The following is a 22381-nucleotide window of genomic DNA, read 5'->3' on the forward strand; positions in this document are numbered from 1 at the left end:
CCATGGGATTCCCCCTCCGACAGAGCATCCGGCTCGGCACGTACCTCATGGCGCAGCGCATCCGTCGCCGGGAGAAGTTCCCGATCCTCGTCGAGCTGGAGCCGCTGTTCGCCTGCAACCTCAAGTGCGCGGGCTGCGGGAAGATCGCCCAGCCGGCGTCGCTGCTGAAGCAGCGGATGCCGGTCGAGCAGGCGGTCGGCGCCATCGAGGAGGCCGGCGCGCCGATGGTCTCCATCGCGGGCGGCGAGCCCCTGATGCACCCGCAGATCGACGATATCGTGCGGCAGCTGCTGGACCGCAACAAGATCGTGTTCCTGTGCACGAACGCGCTGCTGCTGCCCAAGCACATCGGGAAGTTCGCGCCGCACAAGAACTTCGCGTGGATGGTGCACATCGACGGCCTGCGCGAGCGCCACGACGCCTCGGTGCGCAAGGTCGGGGGCTTCGACGCCGCGGTCGACGCGATCAAGGCGGCCCAGGCGGCGGGGTTCAAGGTCTATACGAACACCACGTTCTTCGACACCGACACCCCGCAGGACGTCATCGACGTCCTCGACTACCTCAACGACGACCTCGGCGTCGACAACATGCAGATCTCGCCCGCCTACGCCTACGAGCGGGCGCCCGACCAGGAGCACTGGCTCGGCGTCGACCAGACCCGTGAGCTGTTCCGCAAGGCGTTCGCCGACGGGCGCCGCAAGAAGTGGCGGCTCAACCACTCACCACTGTTCCTGGACTTCCTGGAGGGCAAGCGGGACTTCGACTGCACCGCCTGGGCGATCCCGTCCTACTCACTGCTCGGGTGGCAGAAGCCCTGCTACCTGCTCGACGACGGGTACGTCGCGACCTATCGGGAGTTGATCGAGGACACGGACTGGGACTCGTACGGACGAGGCCGTAACGCCAAGTGCGAGAACTGCATGGCCCATTGCGGGTACGAGCCGTCGGCCGTCTTCGCGACGATGGGGTCGCTGCGGGAGTCGATCCGCGCGGCGACGGACACGGTCGGTGCGCGATAACGCGTGAAGGGCCCGTGAATGGTGGGGGTCCGGAAAGGCGGCGTCATCGGGGTCGCTACCGTCGAACGCGACCGGTACCCGGCCGAGAGGCGGCGCAGCCGCATGGCGCACCACCACGGCACGACGATCCACCTGCCGCACTGGCGGGAGATGGCCCGGCACGCCGTGGTCCCGCTGCTGGAGTCGGTCCTCGTCCCGCTCGGGCTCTTCGCGCTCCTGCTGCACACCTCCGGCTTCGCCGCGGGGCTCTGGGCCGCGCTGGCGTGGTCAGGGCTCGCGGTGCTGGCGCGCCTGCTGTGGCGCCGGGCGCTCCCGGCGATCCTCCTCATCTCCACGGCGATCCTCGTGGTGCGGACCGTCGTCGGACTCTGGACCGGCAGCGCCCTGGTGTACTTCCTGGAGCCGTCCGCACAGAACTTCATCTTCGCGGCCGCGCTGCTGGTGACGCTGTTCGGTGGAGGGCGCCCGCTGCTGGCCCGGCTCGCGGACGACTTCGTGGCGTTCCCGACGGCACTCACCGAGCGCCCGAAGGTCCAGCAGTTCTTCCGACGGGTCTCGCTGCTGTGGGCGCTGGTGTTCCTCGTGAACGGCGCGACCACGCTGCTGGCGTTGGCGGTGGCGACCGTCGAGGCCTATCTGCTGGTCGCCACCGTGGGGTCGTTCGCGCTGGTGGGCGTGGGGATCGGGATCTCGCTGTGGTGGTTCCGCTCGTCGCTCGCCGGCGAGGGTGTGCGGCTGCGCTGGGGTCCCGCGACCGCCTAGTCGCCCAGGGTCCGGGCGGCCAGCCCGGCCAGTGTGCCGTCGAAGTCGCGCGACGAGAAGGCCCGCGCCGCGGCAGCCAACTCCGCCCGGCGGGACGGGTCGTCGCGCAGCCCGGCGACCGCCTCGGTGACGTCCGCGGGGCGCGGGCAGACGACGGCGAGCCCGGCGTGCGCCAGCGCCGCCGCGCCCGCGCGGCCGTGCCCGGGCACCGGGGTCGCGAAGAGCACCGGGCGGCCCACGGCCAGCGCCTCGCTCGCGATCATCCCGCCGCCGGTGGTGAGCACCGCGTCGGCGGCGGCCATCTCGGCGGGCACGGCATCGGTCCAGCCCAGGGTCCGCAGCCGCGGGTCGCCGCGGGCGTCGAGACGGCCCCGGAGGACGTCGTTGCGCCCGCACAGCACGACCGCCCGGATCCCGCTCCCCGCGCCGAGGACGGCGTCCACCGCCGTTGCGAGCGAGCCGAATCCCAGCGAGCCGCCGGTGACCAGGACGGTGAGGTCCTCGCCGTCCGGCGGCGGGGTCGGGACGAAGCGGGGGTCGACCACGGGCGGGACCACCCGCACGTCCGCGGCCCCGAGACGGCGCGCCGCGGTGGCGGCCCCGTCGAGCATCACCCAGGTCTCGTCGACGTCGCGCCACACCCAGAAGGGGTGCACGGCGGGGTCGGTGACGACCGCGACGGTGCGGGCGGCCAGCTCACCCCGGCGGCGCAGCAGGGCGAGCCCACCGGAGGTCACCGGGTAGGTGCAGACGACGAGGTCGGGCCGGTGCCGGGCGAGGACCGGTCGCAGCGCGCGGGCCGTGGCCGGTGCGCCGAGGCGCTGGAACACCCCGGCGACGCGCGGGAGCCGGCCGAGCACGTCGTAGGCGAGGCCGTAGAGCCCGGGCGCGGCGCGCATGACGAGCCGGTACGCGGCCCCGAGCAGGGCCGTGCGGCGCGGACCGCCGGCCACGGTCTCGACCTCGGTCACGGCCGCCGCCGGCCACACCACACGCATCCGCGCCGCGAGAGCCCGGGCGGCCGCGACGTGGCCCTCACCCACCGGCGCGGAGAGCAGCAGCACGCGCGAGGGGGTCGGGGATGACGACGACGGTCCCGGATTCCGGCGCAGTGGCGACTCCGTCTCCCGGCTCACCGACGCACGCTAGCGCCGCCGTGGCCGGTGACGCCTCTCCTGGGCCCCGACGGGTGCTGCTGCTCTCCGGGTCGATCGGCGCCGGGCACCACGCGGCGGCGCGCGCGGTCGCAGAGGCGCTCAATACGGCGTGGCCCGACGCCGAGGTGGTGACCGGCGACGTCCTCGCGGGGATGGGTACCGGCGCCCCGCGGACGTTCTCGGGCATCTACGCCACCAGTGTGCGGGCGCTCCCATGGCTCTACGGGCTGTACTACTGGCTGCTCGCCCACGTCGGCTTCTTCCGCGCGGGGACGCGGGCCGTGCTGGGGCGCTGGAGCGCCCGGGGGATCGCGCCGCTGCTCGCCCGGCATCGCCCCGACCTCGTCGTCACCACGTTCCCTGAGGGGGTGCAGGGGCTCGCGCGCCTGCGCCGGGCCGGGCGGCTGAGCGCCCGGGCGGTGGTGGTCCCCGCCGACCCGGCACCGCAGCCGCTGTGGTGCGACGCCGACCTCGACGCCCATCTCGTCACCACCGAGGAGGCCGCGCGGCGGGTGCGCCGGTCCGCGCCCGGGGCGGTGGTGCACGTGGTCGGCTGGCCGGTGGTGTCGGCCTTCCACCCGCCGGCCCCCGCGGAGCGTCAGCGATGCGGCGTTGCTGACGTCCAGTGTCAGCAACGCCGCATCGCTGACAACGCCCGACCCCGGCTCCGCGTCCTCGTCTCGGCCGGCTCGCTGGGATTCGGCGACCTGCCGGCCATCGCCGCCGCGGTGCTCGCCGCGGGCGCCGATCCCGTCGTCGCCACCACCGATCGAGCCGCCCGCGCCCGCCTGGACGTCCTCGCCGCGGCGCACCCCGGCCGCGTCGAGATCCACCGCTGGATCGACGACCCCGCCACCGTCACCCGCGGCGTCGACGCCGTCGTCACCACCGGCGGCGGGGCCGGCGCGTTCGAGGCGCTCGCCTGCGCCCGACCGCTGCTCGTCGCGGACCCGATCCCCGGCCACGGCCGCGACAACGCCCGGCTGCTCGCCCGCGCCGGCCTCGCGCAGCGCTGCGCCGGCCCCGCGGGCCTCACCGACGCCCTCCGCCGGCTCGCCGACCCGGAGCTCCACGCGGCACGGGTCGCCGTCCTGCGCGACCGCCCGCCCCGCGAGGATCTCGCCGACGCGCTCGTCGGCCGCCGCGTGGAGAGGATGCGCTCGCAGGACGCGTTGTTCTGGCACGCCTCCACGACACGGGTCCCCCAGGTGCTCGGCGCCCGCATCACGATCGACACCCCGGCCGACGACGCCACCGACTGGCCCGCGTTCGTCGCCGACCGGGTCCGCGAGCGCGGCGCCGGGATCGCCCTGCTCGCCCGACGGCTCGATGACGCAGGCCCGCTGCGCTGGGTGCCTGCCGTCCCGGACCCCGACCGGCACGTCGACCCGGTGCTGCGCCACGGCGACGCGGACGCCGTCACGTCCACGGCCGCCGTCGGCGCCCCCGTCGACCCCCGTGACGGTGGCTGGCGGATCACGGTCGCCCGCACCGGCCCCCGCGAGGTCTCCCTCCTCGCCGCGGCGCACCACTGCCTCGGCGACGGGCTCGCGGTCACCGACGCCCTCGTGCGCCTGCTCACCGACGAGGGCGCGACGGTGCCCGCGGGGTCCCGTCCGGCCGACGGGCCCATCGGACCCGACCGCGCCGCGCGCCGCGCCCTGGCCCGCCGTCGCGCCGCAGGCATCGCCGCCCTCGCCCGCGCCGGGGGCGCCCGCCGCGGTGCCCTCGGCGGACGGTCACGCCGCGGACGGTCCCGAGGTGACCGCTCCCGCGGCGGCGCGGTGACCACCCGGCTCGTCACGCGGATCGTCGACGCCGGCGAGGTCCGTACCGTCGCCCGCGCGCTCGGCACGAGCACCACGATCGTCGTGCTCACCCTCGTCGCCGAGGCCCTGGCAGCCCCGGGGGCGACCACGGTGCGGGCGATGGTCCCGCTGACCGCCCGGCTACGCGCCGGCGCGGACGCGGACGGGACCGGCAACCGCACCGCGGCCGTCGCGGTCGATCTCCCGGTCGCCCCCGCCCCGGTACGACGACGGGTCGCTGCGGTCGCCGACGCCGTCGCCCGCGCGCAGGGCTCCGGGCAGGCCGAGGGGTCCGCCGCGGTGCTGTCGGCGCTGCGCTGCCTCCCCGGCCCGGCGCAGCGGCTCTTCGCGCGGCTGACCTATCACGGGCGGTTCTTCCACCTCATCGTCTCGGTCATGCCGGGGGTGCGCCGGCCGCTGCACATCGGTGGCGGGCTGGTGCGGGAGGTGGTGCCCGTGCTGCCGCTGGCCGAGGGGGTCGGCGTCGCCGTGGGGGCCCTCGCGTGGGGCCGCACGCTGGGCCTCGGGCTGTCGGTCGACGAGGCCGTCCTCGGCGGTGATGACCTCCTCGCGCGGGTGGACGCCGCGTGGACGGGACTCATTCGTGAAGCAGGTGTTGCCTCGGAGGGGGAGGATGGACCCGCACGCAGGTTGGACACGGTCCGCTGATCAGGGGCGGACACTGCTCGGAGGCGTATCGCGGTGACCGAAGCCGTCTCGCTGCTGGTCGCCGTCCCCGCCGCGGTCGTCGGGGCCGCCGGGTTCGGGATGGCCAGCGCTGCCCAGCAACGGGCCACGCACGAGGTGCCGGTGTCGTCGACGCTGAGCCCGCGGCTCGTCGTCGACCTCATCCGTCATCCCTGGTGGCTGCTCGGACTCGTCATGACCGTGCTGGCGCTGTCCATGCAGCTCGTCGCGCTGGCGTTCGGGCCGCTGACCGTCGTGCAGCCGCTGCTCGTCACCGGTGTCGTCTTCGCGGGGGTCTTCTCGGCCCTGCTGCACCGCCGCGCCCCGGACCGCTGGGTCGTCGTCGGCGGCCTGTTCACCGCGGCGGGTCTGGCGGCGTTCCTGCTGCAGGCGCGCCCGGTCGCCGCCCCCGAGGGCGAGCGGCTCGACGTCACCGCGTCCCCGGCGTTCCTGGTGACGATCGTGGTGCTCGTCATCGCCTGCCTGGTCTACGCCGGGGTGACCTCGCGCCCGACGCGCATCCTCGCCCTGGCGCTCGGCACCGGGATCCTCTTCGGGATCACCGCCGCCCTGATGAAGGCCGTGACGACGGCGGTGCGCGGCGGCCTGGGCGAGCTGTTCACGACGCCGGCGCTCTACGCCGCCTGCGTGATCGGTCCGATGGGCTTCCTGCTCAGCCAGAACACGTTCCAGCAGGGGCGGCTGGTCTCGCCGTCGGTCGCCGTCATCACCACCGCCGACCCGATCATCGGGGTCTTCGCCGGGATCGCGTGGCTCGGCGAGAGCCTCGACACCTCGGGCCCGCTCCTCGCCGGGCAGGCGGTCGCCGGGGTCGTGGTGCTCGGCGGGATCGCCTCGGTGACCCTGCGCAGCACCATCCTGCTGCGCCGCGGTGACGCGCCCGAGGACGCGGCCACGTGGGAGCACCACGACGCGGAACCGGAGTCGTCGCCCTCGTCGAGGTCGCAGCGCTGCCCCGGATGACCCCGGACGGCGCCCCGGCCCTGGTCACCGGCGCCTCGTCCGGCATCGGTGAGGCGATCGCCCGCCGGCTCGCGGGACGGTCCGCGCCGCTGGTGGTCACCGGCCGGGACGCCGGCCGCCTCGACGCGGTGGCCACCGCCACCGGCGCGCACGCCGTCGCCGCGGACCTCACGACGGCGGCCGGTCGCGCGGCCGTCGTCGCCACATGCGGCGAGCACGGCGTCGGGCTGGTCGTGCACGCCGCGGGGATCGGGGCGGCGGGGCCGTTCTCGGGAATCGACGAGGCGGGCGTCGACGCGGTGCTGGCCGCCGACCTCGCGGCACCGGTGCAGCTCACCCGGGCGCTGTGGCCCTCGGTGCGGTCCGCTCACGGGCACGTCGTGTTCGTCGCGTCGATCGCCGCGCTCGGGGTCGCCGGGGAGGCGGCGTACTCGGCGGCGAAGGCGGGGCTGCGGACGTTCGCGGATGCCCTGCGCCTGGAGGAGCCGGGCATCGGGGTCACCACCGTGCTGCCCGGAGCCGTCGACACGCCATTCCTGGCGCGGCGGGGCTACGACCGCGCGTTCCCCCGTCCGGTCCCGGCCGACCGGGTCGCCGCGGCCACGCTGCGGGCGGTGGAGCGGGGCCGCGCGGAGGTGTTCGTCCCGCGCTGGCTCCGGGTCGCCTCGGTGGTGCAGGGCGCGGCGCCGGGGGTCTTCCGGTGGGCTTCGCCCTCGTGAGCACTTTCTGTCGCTATAGCACCAGAAAGTGCTCACGAGCGACGTAGTCGCACCTCTGCCGCCTCGATCCGCTCGTCGGACGCCGTCAGCGCCACTCGCACGTGCTGCGCCCCGGCCGGCCCGTAGAACTCCCCCGGCGCGACGAGGATCCCGAGCTCGGCCAGCCACCCGAGGGTCTCGCGGCACGGCCGGCCCGCCGTCGCCCACAGGTAGAGCCCCGCCTCGGAGTGGTCGACCCGCAGGCCGGCCTCCTCGAGCGCGGGGCGGAGCAGGGCGCGGCGGGCGTCGTAGCGCTGCCGGGTCTCGGCGACGTGCGCGTCGTCGGACAGCGCCGCCGTCATCGCCTCCTGCACCGGCCGCGGCATGATCATCCCGGCGTGCTTGCGCACGGCGAGCAGGCCCGCGACGAGGGACGGATCGCCCGCCACGAACGCCGCCCGGTAGCCCGCGAGCTGCGAGGTCTTCGACAGCGAGTGCACCGCGAGCAGGCCGTCGAGAGAGCCGCCGTGCACCCGGGGGTCGAGCACGGACACCGGTTCCGATCCCGGCCCTGGCAGGCCGAGGTAGCACTCGTCCGACGCCACGACGGCGCCCCCCGCCCGGGCCTGCTCCACCCGCGCCGCCAGCTCCTGCGCCGAGAGCACACGTCCGGTCGGGTTCGACGGCGAGTTCAGCCAGAGCAGCCGCGTCTGGGCCGGCAGCGGCTCGTCGTCGGCGACCCGGACCGTCGTGGCCCCGGCCAGCAGCGCCCCGACCTCGTAGGTCGGGTAGGCGAGGTCGGGGATGGCGACCACGTCATCCGCGCCGAGCCCCAGCAGCGTCGGCAGCCAGGCCACCAGCTCCTTGGACCCGATGGTGGGCAGCACGGCGTCGGGGACGACGCCCCCGACCCCGAACCGGCGCCCGAGCGCCTCCACCGCCGCCGTCCGCAGCCGCGGCGTCCCCCAGGTCTGGGGATAGCCCGGCGAGTTCCACGCGTCCGCCAGCGCCGACGCCACGATCCTCGGGACCGGGTCGACGGGGGTGCCGACGGAGAGGTCGACGACGCCGTCGGGGTGCGACCGCGCCGTCTCCGTCTCCGCCGCCAAGCTGTCCCACGGGAAGTCGGGCAGTCCCGGGAAGGAAACCGCGGGGATCGTCGTCACTCCCCCTGCGGCGGCAGCTCCGGCACCGGACCGACGTCGCGGTCGACCTTGCCGACCTTCGAGGCCCCGCCCGGCGAGCCCAGCTCGTCGAAGAAGTCCACGTTGGCCTTGGTGTAGACCGACCACTGGTCGGGGACGTCGTCCTCGTAGTAGATGGCCTCGACCGGGCACACCGGCTCACAGGCACCGCAGTCGACGCACTCGTCGGGGTGGATGTACATCATCCGGCCCCCTTCGTAGATGCAGTCGACCGGGCACTCCTCGATACAGCCCTTGTCGAGCACGTCCACACACGGTTCGGCGATCACGTACGTCACGTCGGCTCCTGCTCCTCGCTCTCGTCACCGTCGCGGGTCTCGGACGGACCGGTGGTGGTCGGGCGTCCCTGCTGGCTCCCGCGACTTCGGTGAAACCTCACGCAGTATTCCGTTCGGCGGCGCCTCACGCCCGGGTGGGCTGCCTTCTGTCTGACGTGGGTGACACCACACCCGGATCTCGAGGCCTCGCGCTTGCGGCGGAGCCCGGTTCTCAGTGCTCCGCTCCCCGTCGTACCAGGTCGGCTGCCCGGCGCGCGGCACGCTTCAATCCCGATCGCTCGCTCTTGTAGGCCCCCACGGCACCGACGAGGGGCAGATTCGCGAGGCTGCGCCACCACCACCGGCCCTGAGGCCGGCGGTCGAGCTCCTCCTGGAGGGCGAACAGGGACCGGCCCATCCGCCACACCGCCCGGGCGAGGGCCTTGAGCTTCCCGTCGCCGGGGTGGCTCTGACCGGTGTCGAGGTCGCCCGCGAGCTCCCGCGCGTCGCGCTCGACCGACTCGGCGTGCGCGTCCCCGTGCTCGCCGGGGCGCAGGTCGCGCGCGAAGAGGACGGTGCCGAGCAACCGCACCTGCTCGTCCCGGGTCCTCACCCCGTGCTCGCCGGCGATGGCGCACACCACGAGGCCCTGGGCGGCGAGCCCGAGGATGTCCGAGACCGGGAGCCGCCGGGCCAGCGCCCCGCCGATGCCCGGGATCGACGCGATCGCCGAGGTGAACCGGCCCACGCGGCCGACCCACCAGTGATCCCGTTCCTCCGGCGTCATCACCGCCCAGCGCGGCGTCCCGGGCAGGCGTGAGGTCGCGAGGCGGTCCAGGGCGCGGTGGCGCGTCGTGCGCGCGACCTTCACCACCCGCCCCCGCCTCGTCGTCGGGCGGGGCTCGGCGGCCGCGTCGGCCGGGGCCGCCTCCAGCTCGAGGGCACGTCGGTGCGCGAGGCGTCCGAGCCGGAACGGGTCGGCGTCGCGCAGTCCCGACAGCACCGGGCCGGTCGCGGCCACGAACGGGCGCAGCACGCTGATCATGTACTGGTCGGACACGGCGGGCATGACCGCCTCGTTCCCGATGTGGTTCCGGGCGAACCTCCCGATCCGTCCGGTCCCGCGTCGGGATCGGCCGTCAGGGCTGATCACGAGCACACTGCGCACGCCCGCGGACCACGGCGCCTGCCCCACGTGCTCCTGATCAATGCATGCGGGCGCTGCTCCCCGACGAGAGGCACACCAGACAGCCTCGCAGGCCCGCCCAGCTGCCTGATGTGCTCCTGATCATGGCCGGCCGGGCGCGTCATCGAGGCGCCCCGGAGGGGCCGAGACGCTAGGGAGCGGGCTGGGTCGCGGGCCGCGGCACCCGTCGTACCGGCCGGCTCGCGACCCACGTGCCCGGCAGCAGCCCGGCCGCCACGAGCAGGATCCCGCGCCAGTCCGGCGGGAACATCCCCGGCCCGGCGGGGCTCCACAGCCCGGTCACGGCCACGACGAGCAGCCATACCACCAGCGGCACCAACGCGGTGCGCGTCCCGGGCCGGAGCTGGTCGGCCGCGCGCACGAGCAGCGGAGTCGTCACGGCCGCGACGAGCGCCGAGACCGGCAGCGGCACCGTGCCGATGCGCACCGACAGCCAGGCCACCTCGCTCAGTGCGAGCAGCACCGTGTCGAGCAGGAGGATCGCGCCGGCCACGACTCGCAGGAGTACCTGTCCGCTCACGCGGACAGCGCCGCCAACGTCGCCACCGCCCCGGCCGGGCCGCGCAGCAGCACGAAGTGCTCGCCCGCGAGGACGGGCTGGGCGAGGTCGTTCGACAGCGCGAACGCCGGGGGCTCGTGCCCGTCGTCGAACACCTGGATCTGCGTCTCGTGCGCCCGCAGCGCCGCGAGCTTGCGGACCCGTGCGGGCCCGAGCGCGACCCGGACGGTGACCGTCGCGTCCGGCACCGTCGGGAGATCCGCCGCGGGCGGGACGGGCAGCGGCAGCCACGCCCGCCGCGTCAGGGCGGTCAGCCCGGCCGCGACCTCGTCATGCGCGGCCGCGGTCGCCCACAGCCCGATCCGCTCGCCGAGCGGGTCCAGCCGTTCCACCGCGCCGCCCGCGATCTCGTGGGCGCGCACGTGGTCGGGGTGGCCGTACCCGCCCGAGGCGTCGTAGCTGACGACGACGTCGGGCTCGACCTCGGTGAGGATCTCGGCGAGCTGCGCGACCTGGAGGTCGACGTCGGCGCGGCGGGAGAACGCCCCCTCCCCCAGGTCGGCCGGGGCGGCGGCGCGGATGCCGTCGCCGGTGGCGACCATGCCGGAGTCGTGCCAGCGGCCCCGCCCGCCGAGCAGGCGGTGGTCGGTGACGCCGAGTGCCGCGCAGGCCCGGTCCAGCTCGCCCGCCCGCTGCGCGGCGAGACCAGGGCTGCCCTCGAGGGACTTCATCGACGCCGGGATCACCTCACCGAGCTCGCCGAGGGTGCAGGTCACCAGGGTGACCCCGACCCCGGCCCCGACGGCCAGCGCCATCAGCCCGCCACAGGTGATCGTCTCGTCGTCCGGGTGAGCGTGGACCAGGACCATTCGCCGGGGGGCGGGCACGCCGGGCAGCCTATTTCGTCCGCCCGGGCGGGCACCGCGCGCGTCACCCCGAGGCGACCGGGAGGGACCGGCGCGCCTCGGCGAAGTGGCAGGCCGAGGGGTGGTCACTCGCGTCGCCCGAGACCAGGGGCGGCTCCTGCTCGGCGCAGAGGTCGGCGGCCTTCGGGCAGCGGGTGCGGAACCGGCATCCCGAGGGCGGGTCGGCCGGGCTGGGCACGTCCCCGGTCAGCCGGATGACCTCGCGCTTCCCGCGCACCGACGGGTCCGGTACCGGCACCGAGGACAGCAGGGCCTGGGTGTACGGGTGGGTCGCCCCCGCGTAGATCTCCTCGCTGGTCCCGGTCTCGACGATCTTGCCGAGGTACATGACGGCGACCCGGTCGGAGAGGTGCCGGACGACACCGAGGTCGTGGGCGATGAAGATGTAGGAGAGCCCGAGCTCGGTCTGCAGCTCACCCAGCAGGTTCATGACCTGCGCCTGGATGGAGACGTCGAGCGCGGACACCGGCTCGTCGCAGACGATGACTCGCGGGCGCAGCGCGAGAGCCCGGGCGATGCCGATGCGCTGGCGCTGCCCGCCGGAGAACTGGTGCGGATAGCGCCGGATGTGCTCGGGATTCAGCCCGACGACCTCGAGGAGCTCCTGGACCTTGCGGCGCCGGTCGCCCTTCGGCGCCACCTCGGGATGGATCTCGAACGGCTCACCGACGATGTCGCCGACGGTCTTCCGCGGGTTGAGCGACGTATAGGGGTCCTGCAGGACGATCTGCATGTCCCGGCGCCATGCCTTCAGCGCCGCCCCGGTCTTCGCGAACAGGTCCTCGCCGTCGAAGGTGACCGAACCCGACGTCGGGGGCTCGAGGCGCATGAGGACCTGCGCCAGCGTCGACTTGCCGCACCCGGACTCCCCGACGACGCCGAGGGTCTCGCCGGGGTGCAGGTCGAACGACACACCGTCGACGGCGTGCACCTGGCCCACGGTCTTGCGGAACAGCACCCCCTGGGTGATCGGGAAGTACTTCACCAGGTCGCGCACGGACAGGATGGGATCGGAGCTCATCGGCTGAGCACCTCCTCGGGCGCTGCGTCGGCGGGGAGGAACCGCTCGGCGAAATGGCAGGCGGCGCGGTGGCCACCCTCGGCGGAGGCGGGGTCGACGAGGGCCCGCAGCGCGGGCACCTCGGTGCGGCAGCGGTCCTCGGCGTGAGCGCATCGTGGGTGGAACGGGCAGCCCGGAGGGATCGCGGACAGCGAGGGCGGCAGACCCGGAATGGGGTCGAGCTGGCCTCCGCCTCCATCGAGTCGCGGCACCGAGGCCATGAGCCCGCGGGTGTAGGGGTGGGCAGGGTGCGCGTACAGCGTGGCCGCGTCGGTCTCCTCGACGATCCGGCCCGCGTACATCACCGCGATCCGGTCGGCGACCTCCGCGACGACCCCGAGATCGTGGGTGATCAGGATCATCCCCATGGTGCGTTCACGGCACAGCTCGTCGAGCAGCTCCATGATCTCGGCCTGGACGGTGACGTCGAGCGCGGTGGTCGGCTCGTCCGCGATGAGGAGCTCGGGGTCGAGGGCCAGGGACATCGCGATCATGGCGCGCTGGCGCATGCCGCCGGAGAACTGGTGCGGGTACTCCTTCACGCGCTGCGCCGCGTTCGGGATCCTCACCAGATCGAGCAGTTCCGTCGCCCGGGCCATGGCGTCCTTCTTGGACATCCCGCGGCGGAACCGGAACTGCTCCGCGATCTGGGCGCCCACCGTGTAGACGGGGTTCAGTGCCGACAGCGCGTCCTGGAAGATCATCGCCATCGACTCGCCGCGCAGGAGGCGACGTCGCTCCGGGTCGGCACCGAGCAGTTCCTCGCCGCGGAACCGGACCGAGCCTCCGGTGATCCGTCCGGGCGGGGTGTCGAGGATGCCCATCACCGTCTGCGCGGTGACGCTCTTGCCGGAGCCGGACTCGCCGAGCACGGCGAGGGTCTCCCCGGCCCTCACGGAGTAGCCCACGCCGTTGAGGACTGCGGCGACCTCGCCACGACGGGGGTCGCCGAACTCCACACGGAGGTCGGAGACCTCCAGCAACGGGGCGGCGGTGGTATCAGTCATGCCCCGCTCACCGTCCTCTCGGATCGAGCGCGTCGCGCAGGGCGTCGCCCATCATCACGAACGCCAGCACGGTGATCACCAGGAAGGCCGCCGGGAAGAACAGCGCGTGTGGCATCTGGATGATGCGCGACTGCACCTCGGAGATCATGACGCCCCAGGAGACGACGGGGTCCTTCAGGCCGATCCCCAGGTAGGACAGCGTCGCCTCGGCCCCGATGTTCACGCCGAGCTGGATGGTCCCGTACACGAGCACGGGCGCGAGACAGTTCGGCAGCATGTGCCGGAACATGATCCGCAGTGGCCCGGCCCCCAGCGCCCGGGCGGCGCGGACGTAGTCCTGCTGGGCCGCGGACAGCGCCGCCGCCCGCATGATGCGCATGGCCAGCGGCCAGCTGAGCAGCACGATCGTCAGGACCACCTGCACGATGAGCCGGCTCGGCGGCACGATCTCGCCGGGCGGGTTGAAGGCCGTGAGGATGACGATGCCACCGAGGACGAACGGCAGCCCGGCAAAGATCTCCGCGACCCGGGAGAGGAGCGTGTCGGTCAGCCCCCGGTAGTAGCCCATGGCCAGGCCGGCGAGCGAGCCGACGACGACGGTCCCGAGCGTCGCGAGCAGCCCCACCGCGAGCGACGGCCCCGCCCCGTAGACCGCGCGGGCGTAGACGTCGCGGCCCTGCAGGTCGCGCCCGAACCAGGCATCCGCCGAGGGCTTCGCGCCCGATGTGTCGATGTCGGCGAACTTCGGGTCGATCGAGGTGAACAGCGACGGGAACAATGCCATCACGAGGACCAGGAGCACGACCAACCCGGAGATGATGAACAGCGGCCGCCGACGCAGCTGCTTCCAGGCATCGGACCAGAGGCCGCCCTCGTCCCCGTGGACCGGATCGGCGGTCCAGCCGATCTCCGCCTCCGCCTCCGGGTCGGTGATCGTGTCAGTCATAACGGATCCTCGGGTCGAGGACCGCGTAGAGCAGGTCCACGACCAGGTTGACGACGAGATAGATGATCACGAGCAGGACGACGACCCCGACGACCTGGGTCTCCTCCTGGCGCTGGATCCCGGTGAAGATGAGCCCCCCGAGCCCGCGGATGTTGAACACGCCCTCGGTGACCACCGCCCCACCCATGAGCGCACCCAGGTCGACCCCGATGAACGTCACCACGGGGAGCAGCGAGTTGCGCAGGATGTGCGCGACCACGACCCGGCGTCGTGACAGGCCCTTGGCGACGGCGGTCCGCACGAAGTCCGCGCGGGCGTTCTCCATCATGCTGGTGCGTGTCAGGCGGGCCACGAACGCCATCGACAGGCTGCCCAGCACGAGACCGGGCACGAGCAGGTCGATGGCCGTCGGGTCCGTCGGCACCGAGGTACGGATGACGTCCAGCTCGACGCCGAAGACCTGCTTGACCACCAGGCCGGTGACGAACACCGGCAGCGAGATCAGGAACAGCGTCGAGACCAGGATCAGCGAGTCGACGAAACCGCGGCCGCGCAGCCCGGAGACGACGCCGGCGAGGATGCCGATGACGGCCTCGAAGACCACCGCGACGGCCGCGAGCCGGAACGAGATCGGGGCGGCGTTGGCGATCAGGTCCGAGACCTCGTTGCCACTGAAGGTCCGGCCGAAGTCGCCGGTGAGGAGCCCGCCGAGGTACTTCAGCCACTGGACGATCACGGGGTCGTCCAGGTTGAGCCGGGCGGTCATGAGGTCGACGTAGGACTGCGGGCAGGCGCGCTGCCCGCACTTGCCGGCGAACGGATCGTTCGACAGGCCCCAGACCAGGTAGTAGATGATCAGCGTGGTCCCCAGGAACACGGGGATCGCCTGCAGCAGGCGCCGCAGGGTATAGCGGCCCATCGGTCCTCCTCGGGCGGGACGCGACCCGGACGCGGCCGGCTCCCCGGCGTCGGGGAGCCGGCCGTGACCGGTGGTGGACGGTCTTCTCCGTCGCCCGGATCAGCCCTGCGGCTTGAGCTGGAAGCTCGAGGTGACCAGACGGTTCAGGGGATTCTGGACCCCGTCGCTCAGGCGCGCTCCATTGCCCCAGATGACCGGCCGGCTCCACAGCGGGATGCTCGGCATGTCATTGAGGGCGATCTTCTCGGCCTGGGCGTAGGCCTGGTCGGCAGCCTCGACGGTCGGGGCGCCGTCCGCGGCGTCCATCGCCGCGTCGAAGGCCGGATTCGAGTACTTCGAGTCGTTCGATGACGCCCCGGTCCGATAGAGCTGGGTCAGGAACGTCTCGATGTTCGGGTAGTCGCCCTGCCACGCCGCGCGGAACGGCCCGGCGTACTGCTGGGCGTTGGCCAGCTTGCGCGCCTCCTGGAAGGTCGGCACCGGCGCGTAGCGCACGTCGATCCCCAGGTTCTGGCGCAGCTGGTTGGTGATCGCCTGCATCCACTCGTCGTTGCCGCCGTCGGAGTTCGCCACGAGGGTCACCGGACCCTGGATGCCCCCGGCCTGGGCGAGCAGCGCCTTGGCCGCGGTCGGGTTGAACGTGCACGCCTCGCCGCACTGGTTCGGGACGTAGCCCTGCACCGATGGCGTGGTGTAGCCGTCGGCCGGTGTGTAGAGCCCGTTGAACAGCTGGTCGATGATCGCCTTGCGGTCGATCGCCATCGAGAACGCCTTGCGCAGCAGCGGGTTCTGGAAGCGTGGGTCGTAGAGGGGGAAGGCGAGGTCGGTCGTCACCAGACCGGGGACCGTGCCTGCACCGGCACCGAGATCCTGCTTGTAGCGCCCGCCCGCCAACGCCGAGGACGGAATCTGGCGGACGTGGTCGAGGTTGCCCGACACCACGTCCTGGTAGGCCGTGTTGAGGTCCGAGTAGACCTTGAACTGCAACCGCTGGACCTGGGGCTTGTCGTCGCCCTGGTACTGGTCGTAGCGGACCAGGTCGAGCTCCTGGTTGGGCGTGCGCGAGTCGAACTTGAACGCCCCGTCGCCGACCGGCGCCGCTTCGTACCCGGCGCGGTCGGTGAAGAACTTCTGCGGCATCGGGTCGTAGGCGGTGTAGCCCAGAGTGACCGGAAAGATCGTGAACGGCTTCGTCAGCGTCACGGTGAAGGTGGTCGGGTTGACGACCTTCAGCCCCGACATCGTCTTCACGGTGGCGTTCGAGGGACTGACCTGGTCGTAGCCCTCGATCTTCTCCATGAACGTCTGGTCCTGGGCGCCGTTGGGCCCGAACGCCGTCCAGTTCCAGGCGTCGACGTAGCTCTGCGCCGTCACGGGGGTGCCGTCGTGGAACGTCCACCCGGGCTTGATCGTGATGGTGAAGGTCCGGTTGTCGGTCGTCGCGATCGACTGTGCCTGCTCGTTGGACGGCTGGCCGGTCTTGGGGTCGTACTTCACGAGCCCGGCGAACAGCGCGTCGACGGCGTCGCCGCCGTTCTCCTCGTTGGTCGACCCGGGGATGAGCGGATTCTCCGGCTCCCCCCACTCGACCGACACCGTCTGGGCGTCGTTGCCGCTGCTGCCACCACCGCACCCGGAGAGCACCAGCGCAGCAGCGGCCGCCACCGCTCCGAGCACGATCCAGCGCGACCTACCGCGCCCGGTGAACCTGATCACCACACCTCCAGGGGAGTTTGCGCGGCGGGAACGCCGCCGCCGCGGGCAACCTAAGTGGTCCAGACCTGTCGCGCTACCCCGGGGTGTTTCCGCAGTGTCACGACTTGGTCGCCGCGTGTTCGGATCTGTGCCCCGTTCGGAGGACGGCCGCCGTCGCTCCGTTCGCCCGTCCGGGTCAGTTGTTGGCGTCGCCGTTGGCCTGGGCCTGCCGGGCGGGGGGCGTCCACCGGCCGGCCGAGGCGAAGGGGCTGGCGCCGAGCGGGGGCACCACGACGTCGGTGCGGCCCGCCGGGCTCACGAGGGTCGAGGCCGCCTGGAAGAGCGGCACCACCGGCGTCGCGCGCCAGAGCAGCGGCTCCGCCAGGGCGAGCGCGGTGTCCTCGCCGATCGCCCCGGACGAGGCGCCGTCGAGCACCGACTGCAGCGCCGGGTCGCAGAAGCCGGTCACCGAGAGCGCCTCGGAGGTCTCCGGGGTGCCGACCGTGTCCAGCGGCGTCGTGGTGCCCGCTCCCGACGACGTCGTCGTCCCCGACGCCGTCGTCGCCCCGGGCGGCGTGGTCGCGACGGGCGCGCCCGAGGTCGTCACGGGAGGGCTGGTGCTGGTGGGCGCGGCGGTGGTCGTCGGCGGCGCGGGAGCGGTGGGCGCGACGGCCGAGGTCGTCGCGGGGGACGCCGTCGTCGTCCGGGGCACGGCAGGCGAGGTGCCCGACGTCGTCGGGGCCTGGCGGCCGGGGCACCCGACGACCGAGTCGAGGTCGGCGATGGCGTCACCGCCCACGGGCAGGGCGAGCACCGTGATGTCGGCGACCGCCATGTCCGACGCCGACTTCGGCGTGCCGGGTACCGAGGTCGTGGTCCCCGCCGACGTGGTCGTCGTGGTCGGGGTCGAGGACGGCGGGGCGGGCGAGGTCGTGGTGGTGCCCGGCAGCGCCGAGGAGGTGAGGGGACCCGGCGTCGACGGGGTGGCGGGCGCGACGGCGGTGCTCGACGGGATCGGGCCCCGCCCCGGCGGGAAGGGGTTGGCCCCGGTGTCGGCCACGATCGTCGTCCCGATCCCCGCCGCGTTGAGCTCCTGGGCGACGGTGTCGAGGAGCCGGCCGTAGGGCGAGGCCTGCGCGGGCGCGGAGAGCCGCAGCCGCAGGCCGCGCCCGTCGATGGTCCAGCGGCCGTCCGCGCCGCGGAGGTACCCGGCGGCGGCGAGCAGCCGGCCCGCCTCGGCCGGGTCGGGCGCGCGGGCGGGTGAGTCGGGGGTCAGGGTCGGCCGGTAGCCCGGCTCCGACGGGGCCGTCGCGAACGCGTCGGCGCGCAGCCCCGCAGCCGGTCCGCCACCGGTGCCCGCGGCGACGAGGGCGTCGCGGTCGAGCAGCGTGACGACGGCACGGCGCACCCGGGGGTCCGCGAGCGGGCCGTCGTCGCTGCGCAGCGCCAGTTGCACCTCGCTCGCCTCCGGGACGGTGCGCACGGCCAGCGGGCCGGCGGGACCCGGCGGCGCGGCACCGAGGGCGGTGAGCGCGGCGAGGTCCGACGCGTCCGCCCGGAACTGGGTGGCCTGGACGTCCCCGGTGCGCACCCGGTCGATCAGCGAGGAGTGGTCGGCCGCCTGCAGCACGATCTGGTCCGGGACCGGAGGAGTCCCCCAGTAGACGCTGTTGCGGGCCAGGGTGACCTGACCACGGATCCGGTCCACGAGCCGCACCGCGTACGGCCCGCCCGACACCGGGATGCTGTCCTGCAGCGCGCCGCCCCACGAGCCGGGCGCGTCCTTGAGCAGGTGGCCGGGCAGCAGGTTGTCGAACAGGGTCGGCCACGCCGGGTAGGGCCGGTCGAAGACGACGTCGACGGCCTTGCCCCCCGCACGGGAGCGCACGTCCGAGATCGCCCGGTAGCCGGCCGCGTCCGCGACGCCGGGCTGCGAGCGCATCTGCTGCCACAGGTAGACGAAGTCCTCGGCGGCGATCGGGGCGTTGTCCGACCACGCCGCGGCCGGGGCGATCTCGTAGGACACGGTGTAGGGGTCGGTCGAGGTCACCTTCGCCGACGTCACCACCGAGGTGTCCAGCCGCCGCGCACCGTCCGCCCCGACACGGAAGACCGAGGGCAGGACCAGGGCGGCGGCGGTGAGGCTGCTCGGGGTGAGGTCGGCGATGCGGTGGACGTTGAACCCGACCCCGAGGTCGTCGACCCCGATCCGCAGCTGCGTGGGGTCCGGCTCCAGCTGCGGGGCTGGCGCCGGGGTCGGGGCCTGCCCGACCAGCGGCGGCGGCGACGTGCTGCATCCCGCCAGGAGCGCGAGGGCCGCGAGCACACCCACCGCGACGATCCGCAGCCGACCACCGCGACGACGCCACCCCGCGACACGGCGGGCTGCTCGGGGTGTCGGGGCCATGTCGGGGTGGGGAGGAACCTCTCCGCCGCCGCCCGACGGCCATTGCCATCGGGCCCGCGGCCTGCTGGAGTGCGGGGTCGTCATCGTGACACGCGGCCCCGTTCGGAGCATCGCCGGGCCCTTCCGTGGCGCCCTGAGATCAGGTTAGCCTCACCTCATGCGCACCGCGGCAACGACGACGAGCTGGGTGGACGCCCTCGCCCGCCTGCGCCCGCGGGACGGGGGCAAGGCCTCGTCCCGGAAGCGGCCCGTCGCCGCCGCGCCTGCCCCCCGCATCGCGGCGGTACCCACCCCCGGCGACGTCCCGGCCGCGCCTGGGCGCCGTCTCGGCGCCGAGCAGGCCTGCGCGATCACCGGGGCGAAGCGCGTCAAGAAGAAGTGCTGCCGCTCCACTCCCCGCTGCAAGGGGTGCCCGGTCGTGCTCATGCGCGCCGCCCGCGCCGCCGAGTCCGGCCTGACCGGCAAGGACCTCGCGAAGGCCGTCAAGCGCGCCCGCGCCGCCTAGGCCCGGCTCACCCCGGTTCGCCTGCGGGCTCGGACTCGAGCAGGGCCGCACGCAGCGCGGGGAGCAGGGCCCGGTCGGAGGGCAGCCAGTCGAGATCCTCGAGCTCCTCGGGGCCCACCCAGCGCACGGCGAGGTGCTCGAGCACGTGCGGCTCCGCGCCGTCCACCGGGACGCAGCGGTAGAAGCGCAGCACCAGCTCCGCGCCCCGGCGCCCCAGCACCGGCAGATCCGGACCGATCCGCTCCCCGACCGCCACGGGTAGCGCCAGTTCCTCGCGCAGCTCCCGGGCCAGAGCTCCGGGCTCGCTCTCGCCCGGCTCCACCGACCCGCCCGGCAGCTCCCAGCGCCCCCGCATGTCCGGCGGTTCGGCGCGCTGCGCCGCGAGCAGCCTCCCGTCGGCGATGACCGCCGCCCCCACCACGACCTGCACGGCGTCATCGTCGCCCGCCCGGCTCCGGCGCGCTGCCCGGGCGGGTCGGGGCATGACACGATGGCGCCATGGCCGACCTGCTCTCCGACGACGCCGTCGCCGACGCCCTGTCCGGGCTGCCCGGGTGGGAGCGTGACGGCGACTCCATCGTGCGCACCGTGAAGCTGCCGACGTTCCCCGCCGCGATCGCCACCGTCGACGACGTGGCCGACGCCGCCGAGAAGGCGCAGCACCACCCGGACATCGACATCCGGTACAACACGCTGACCTTCCGGCTCTCCACGCACTCCGAGGGCGGGCTCACCGCGAAGGACCCCGACCTCGCCGGGAAGATCTCCGCGGCGGTCGACGCGCACTCCTGACCCCCGTGGCGGGCGGATCGCCCCTGCTCGCCCGGCCGTTCCTCGCCGTCCTCGCCGCCACCCTGGCGACCTTCGGGGGCTACTCGCTGCTGCTGCCCGTCCTGCCGCTGTGGGTGGCCTCCGGCGGCGCGGGGCCGGCGCTGGCCGGGTCCGTCACCGGCGTGTTCATGGCCGCGACGGTGATCACCCAGCTCGGGGTGCCCGCGCTGCTGCGCGCGGTCGGCCACCGTACGGCGCTGGTCCTGGCGGCGGTGGCCCTCGGAGCACCCACGGCGCTCCTGGTCCTCACCCCCTCCCCGTGGCTGGCGATGCCGGTGTCCGTCGTCCGCGGCGCGGGCTTCGGGGTCCTGACGGTGACCGGGGCGGCACTCGTGTCCGACCTCGTCCCCGCCCGGGTCCGCGGCCGCGCCACCGGCATCTACGGCCTCGCCCTCGGGGTGCCGCAGCTCGTCCTGCTCACCGGCGGGGTGTGGGCGTGGGCGCGGCTCGGGCCCACGTCGGTGCTCCTCGCCGGGGCGCTGCTGCCGCTGCTCGCGCTGCCGGCCATGGGCCTGCTCCCCCGCCGGGTGGCCCCCGCGACGCCGTCCGAGGACACCGTTCCCGACGCCGGGCGCCCGCATCTCCTCCGCGCGGCCGTCGCGCCGTGGCTGGTGATGCTGGTGTGCGCCGCGAGCGCGGGCGGGGTCATCACGGTGCTGCCGCTCGCCCAGCCTGCGGGCCCGGCCGCGGGCGCGCTGTTCGCGCTGACCGCCGCCCAGCTCGTGGGTCGCAGCATCTCCGGCGAGCTCGGGGACCGGCTCGGGCTCGGCGGGCGGGTCACCGCGCCCGCGCTCGGTGTCGCGGCGCTCGGGGCGGGGATGGTCGCCTGGGGCCTGAGCGGGGTGGGGACGGCGGCCGTGCTCGCGGGGGCGGGCCTGGTGGGCCTCGGGTTCGGCGCGGTGCAGAACGACACCCTCGTCACCCTGTTCGCCCGGGCCGGTCCAGGACGCTCCGGGCCCGCCAGCAGCGTGTGGAACACCGCCTATGACGCTGGCACCGGGCTGGGCGCGACCACGCTCTCCGCCGTGCTCGGCGCGGCAGGCGCGCCCTGGTCGTTCGTGGTCGCGGCGCTGGCCTGCGTGCTCGCCCTCGGCAGCGCTCCGTGGTTGCGCCCGGACCGGACTGGGACACCCGGGTGACGGCGACCCGGCGTCCGGGTGGCCGTTCCGGGGGACGCTGACGTTCGTGCGTCGTCGCACGATCACGGGGACGCCGGCCGCTGCGGAGCCGGGGATCCACGGGGGCGTCGTGCGCCGGATGTTGCTCGCCGTCGCGATGGGCGCCCTGGGGATGATGGTGCTCGCCAGGGTCGCGACGGTGCTGACGCTCGCGCCGATCGGCCTCCCGGAGCCCTGGGAGCTCACCGGGCCACCCGCCGCCGTCGCGCAGGGTCCCCCGCCCGGCGGACCGGCCCCGGGCACCCCGGTACCCGCGCCTGCCGTCGCCGCCGTCGTCACGGGGCTGCCCGCCCCGTCCTCGGCACCGCCGTCCCAGGTCGCGCCCCGGCGCACGAGCCCCGCCACGCCGGAGCGCGCGACGGCGGACGCCCCCCGAGCGGGAGGCCGGACGCCGTCCGGGGCGGGGTCGGGATCGGCGCCGTCCGGGGCCGGGGCGAAGGCGGCGGCCCCGGCTACCGCGTCGGGTTCCGCGTCCGACGCTTCCGCCGACCGGGCCTCGTCGGGCTCGTCGGCGGGGAGCTCGGGTGGTGCCACGCGGGCCCCGGCAGCGCGCGTGTGCCTGAAGGTGGTCGCCGGGATCTGCGTCCAGCTCGGCTGAGCGCCCCCCGCACCACCAGGGCCAGC

General features: G+C 74.4%; 22 protein-coding genes. 9 read left to right on the plus strand and 13 right to left on the minus strand.

Going from position 1 to position 22381, the window contains the following annotated elements:
* Positions 1-2: 2 nt before the first annotated feature.
* Entirely contained in the window at positions 3-1019 is a 1017-nt protein-coding gene (hpnH, locus tag VGI02_RS05085) for an adenosyl-hopene transferase HpnH (protein WP_331626185.1), read from the plus strand.
* A 102-nt stretch (positions 1020-1121) separates the two neighbouring features.
* Positions 1122-1781 (plus strand): VC0807 family protein, encoded by a 660-nt coding sequence (locus VGI02_RS05090; protein ID WP_331626186.1) that lies wholly within the window; start codon positions 1122-1124, stop codon positions 1779-1781.
* On the opposite strand, the gene VGI02_RS05095 is transcribed toward VGI02_RS05090, so the two are convergent.
* On the minus strand, positions 1778-2917 hold the full coding sequence (locus tag VGI02_RS05095; RefSeq protein WP_331626187.1) for an MGDG synthase family glycosyltransferase: 1140 nt from the start codon (positions 2915-2917) through the stop codon (positions 1778-1780). The genes VGI02_RS05090 and VGI02_RS05095 overlap by 4 nt on opposite strands.
* A gap of 20 nt (positions 2918-2937) precedes the next feature.
* Here VGI02_RS05095 and VGI02_RS05100 point away from each other — a divergent pair, with 20 nt between their 5' ends.
* The 3 genes from VGI02_RS05100 to VGI02_RS05110 are packed head-to-tail and all read left to right on the plus strand — an operon-like array spanning position 2938 to position 7136.
* The gene (locus VGI02_RS05100; protein WP_331626188.1) at positions 2938-5415 is read left to right on the plus strand and encodes an MGDG synthase family glycosyltransferase; all 2478 of its coding nucleotides are present in this window, start codon (positions 2938-2940) and stop codon (positions 5413-5415) included.
* A gap of 33 nt (positions 5416-5448) precedes the next feature.
* A complete protein-coding gene (locus tag VGI02_RS05105; RefSeq protein WP_331626189.1) occupies positions 5449-6417 on the plus strand; it encodes a DMT family transporter in 969 nt (322 codons plus the stop codon).
* Positions 6414-7136, plus strand: a complete 723-nt coding sequence (locus VGI02_RS05110) for an SDR family NAD(P)-dependent oxidoreductase (RefSeq protein WP_331626190.1) — start codon at positions 6414-6416, stop codon at positions 7134-7136. The genes VGI02_RS05105 and VGI02_RS05110 overlap by 4 nt, the downstream gene beginning before the upstream one ends.
* Before the next feature lie 32 nt (positions 7137-7168).
* Here the strand turns inward: VGI02_RS05110 and dapC are convergent, their stop codons facing one another.
* The 11 genes from dapC to VGI02_RS05165 form a co-directional block, all read right to left on the minus strand.
* Positions 7169-8272 (minus strand): succinyldiaminopimelate transaminase, encoded by a 1104-nt coding sequence (gene dapC, locus VGI02_RS05115; protein WP_331626221.1) that lies wholly within the window; start codon positions 8270-8272, stop codon positions 7169-7171.
* 5 nt (positions 8273-8277) lie between these two features.
* Complete coding sequence (fdxA, locus tag VGI02_RS05120; protein ID WP_331626191.1) at positions 8278-8598, minus strand: ferredoxin; 321 nt, start codon at positions 8596-8598, stop codon at positions 8278-8280.
* Between the two features lie 211 nt (positions 8599-8809).
* Complete coding sequence (locus VGI02_RS05125) at positions 8810-9646, minus strand: hypothetical protein (protein ID WP_331626192.1); 837 nt, start codon at positions 9644-9646, stop codon at positions 8810-8812.
* Positions 9647-9914: 268 nt separating this feature from the next.
* Positions 9915-10277: a hypothetical protein gene (locus VGI02_RS05130; protein ID WP_331626193.1), complete on the minus strand. Its 363-nt coding sequence runs from the start codon at positions 10275-10277 to the stop codon at positions 9915-9917.
* A gap of 23 nt (positions 10278-10300) precedes the next feature.
* On the minus strand, positions 10301-11170 hold the full coding sequence (gene mshB / locus VGI02_RS05135; protein WP_331626194.1) for an N-acetyl-1-D-myo-inositol-2-amino-2-deoxy-alpha-D-glucopyranoside deacetylase: 870 nt from the start codon (positions 11168-11170) through the stop codon (positions 10301-10303).
* Between the two features lie 43 nt (positions 11171-11213).
* On the minus strand, positions 11214-12230 hold the full coding sequence (locus tag VGI02_RS05140) for an ABC transporter ATP-binding protein (RefSeq protein ID WP_331626195.1): 1017 nt from the start codon (positions 12228-12230) through the stop codon (positions 11214-11216).
* Positions 12227-13276, minus strand: a complete 1050-nt coding sequence (locus tag VGI02_RS05145; RefSeq protein WP_331626196.1) for an ABC transporter ATP-binding protein — start codon at positions 13274-13276, stop codon at positions 12227-12229. Before VGI02_RS05145 ends, VGI02_RS05140 begins: the two co-directional genes overlap by 4 nt.
* A 7-nt stretch (positions 13277-13283) precedes the next feature.
* Positions 13284-14210, minus strand: coding sequence for an ABC transporter permease (locus VGI02_RS05150; protein ID WP_414638197.1), 927 nt, complete (start codon positions 14208-14210; stop codon positions 13284-13286).
* 4 nt (positions 14211-14214) lie between these two features.
* Complete coding sequence (locus VGI02_RS05155; RefSeq protein WP_331626198.1) at positions 14215-15141, minus strand: ABC transporter permease; 927 nt, start codon at positions 15139-15141, stop codon at positions 14215-14217.
* A 99-nt stretch (positions 15142-15240) separates the two neighbouring features.
* Entirely contained in the window at positions 15241-16857 is a 1617-nt protein-coding gene (locus tag VGI02_RS05160) for a peptide ABC transporter substrate-binding protein (protein WP_331626199.1), read from the minus strand.
* 175 nt (positions 16858-17032) lie between these two features.
* Positions 17033-19168 (minus strand): ABC transporter substrate-binding protein, encoded by a 2136-nt coding sequence (locus VGI02_RS05165; RefSeq protein ID WP_331626200.1) that lies wholly within the window; start codon positions 19166-19168, stop codon positions 17033-17035.
* 232 nt (positions 19169-19400) lie between these two features.
* On the opposite strand from VGI02_RS05165, the gene VGI02_RS05170 reads away from it, so the two are divergent.
* A complete protein-coding gene (locus tag VGI02_RS05170; protein ID WP_331626201.1) occupies positions 19401-19748 on the plus strand; it encodes a hypothetical protein in 348 nt (115 codons plus the stop codon).
* 7 nt (positions 19749-19755) lie between these two features.
* Here VGI02_RS05170 and VGI02_RS05175 read toward each other — a convergent pair whose 3' ends face one another.
* Positions 19756-20178, minus strand: coding sequence for a (deoxy)nucleoside triphosphate pyrophosphohydrolase (locus VGI02_RS05175; RefSeq protein ID WP_331626202.1), 423 nt, complete (start codon positions 20176-20178; stop codon positions 19756-19758).
* Positions 20179-20246: 68 nt separating this feature from the next.
* Here VGI02_RS05175 and VGI02_RS05180 point away from each other — a divergent pair, with 68 nt between their 5' ends.
* From VGI02_RS05180 to VGI02_RS05190, 3 genes are read left to right on the plus strand one after another with little or no spacing between them, the layout of a single operon-like run.
* On the plus strand, positions 20247-20540 hold the full coding sequence (locus VGI02_RS05180; protein ID WP_331626203.1) for a 4a-hydroxytetrahydrobiopterin dehydratase: 294 nt from the start codon (positions 20247-20249) through the stop codon (positions 20538-20540).
* Between the two features lie 5 nt (positions 20541-20545).
* Complete coding sequence (locus VGI02_RS05185) at positions 20546-21718, plus strand: MFS transporter (RefSeq protein WP_331626204.1); 1173 nt, start codon at positions 20546-20548, stop codon at positions 21716-21718.
* A gap of 46 nt (positions 21719-21764) precedes the next feature.
* Positions 21765-22355, plus strand: a complete 591-nt coding sequence (locus VGI02_RS05190; RefSeq protein ID WP_331626205.1) for a hypothetical protein — start codon at positions 21765-21767, stop codon at positions 22353-22355.
* The last annotated feature ends 26 nt before the right edge of the window (positions 22356-22381 follow it).

It is taken from the genome of Actinomycetospora sp. (assembly GCF_036497245.1).
In the GTDB taxonomy this organism is placed as follows: Bacteria; Actinomycetota; Actinomycetes; order Mycobacteriales; family Pseudonocardiaceae; genus Actinomycetospora.

Excerpts from the sequence above, each read along its gene's own strand:
- VGI02_RS05110 (WP_331626190.1), top strand. The coding sequence starts at position 6,414 with ATGACCCCGGACGGCGCCCCGGCCCTGGTCACCGGCGCCTCGTCCGGC.
- VGI02_RS05140 (WP_331626195.1), bottom strand. The coding sequence starts at position 12,230 with ATGAGCTCCGATCCCATCCTGTCCGTGCGCGACCTGGTGAAGTACTTC.
- VGI02_RS05090 (WP_331626186.1), top strand. The coding sequence starts at position 1,122 with ATGGCGCACCACCACGGCACGACGATCCACCTGCCGCACTGGCGGGAG.
- VGI02_RS05145 (WP_331626196.1), bottom strand. The coding sequence starts at position 13,276 with ATGACTGATACCACCGCCGCCCCGTTGCTGGAGGTCTCCGACCTCCGT.
- VGI02_RS05155 (WP_331626198.1), bottom strand. The coding sequence starts at position 15,141 with ATGGGCCGCTATACCCTGCGGCGCCTGCTGCAGGCGATCCCCGTGTTC.
- VGI02_RS05125 (WP_331626192.1), bottom strand. The coding sequence starts at position 9,646 with ATGCCCGCCGTGTCCGACCAGTACATGATCAGCGTGCTGCGCCCGTTC.
- VGI02_RS05170 (WP_331626201.1), top strand. The coding sequence starts at position 19,401 with ATGCGCACCGCGGCAACGACGACGAGCTGGGTGGACGCCCTCGCCCGC.
- hpnH (WP_331626185.1), top strand. The coding sequence starts at position 3 with ATGGGATTCCCCCTCCGACAGAGCATCCGGCTCGGCACGTACCTCATG.
- VGI02_RS05180 (WP_331626203.1), top strand. The coding sequence starts at position 20,247 with ATGGCCGACCTGCTCTCCGACGACGCCGTCGCCGACGCCCTGTCCGGG.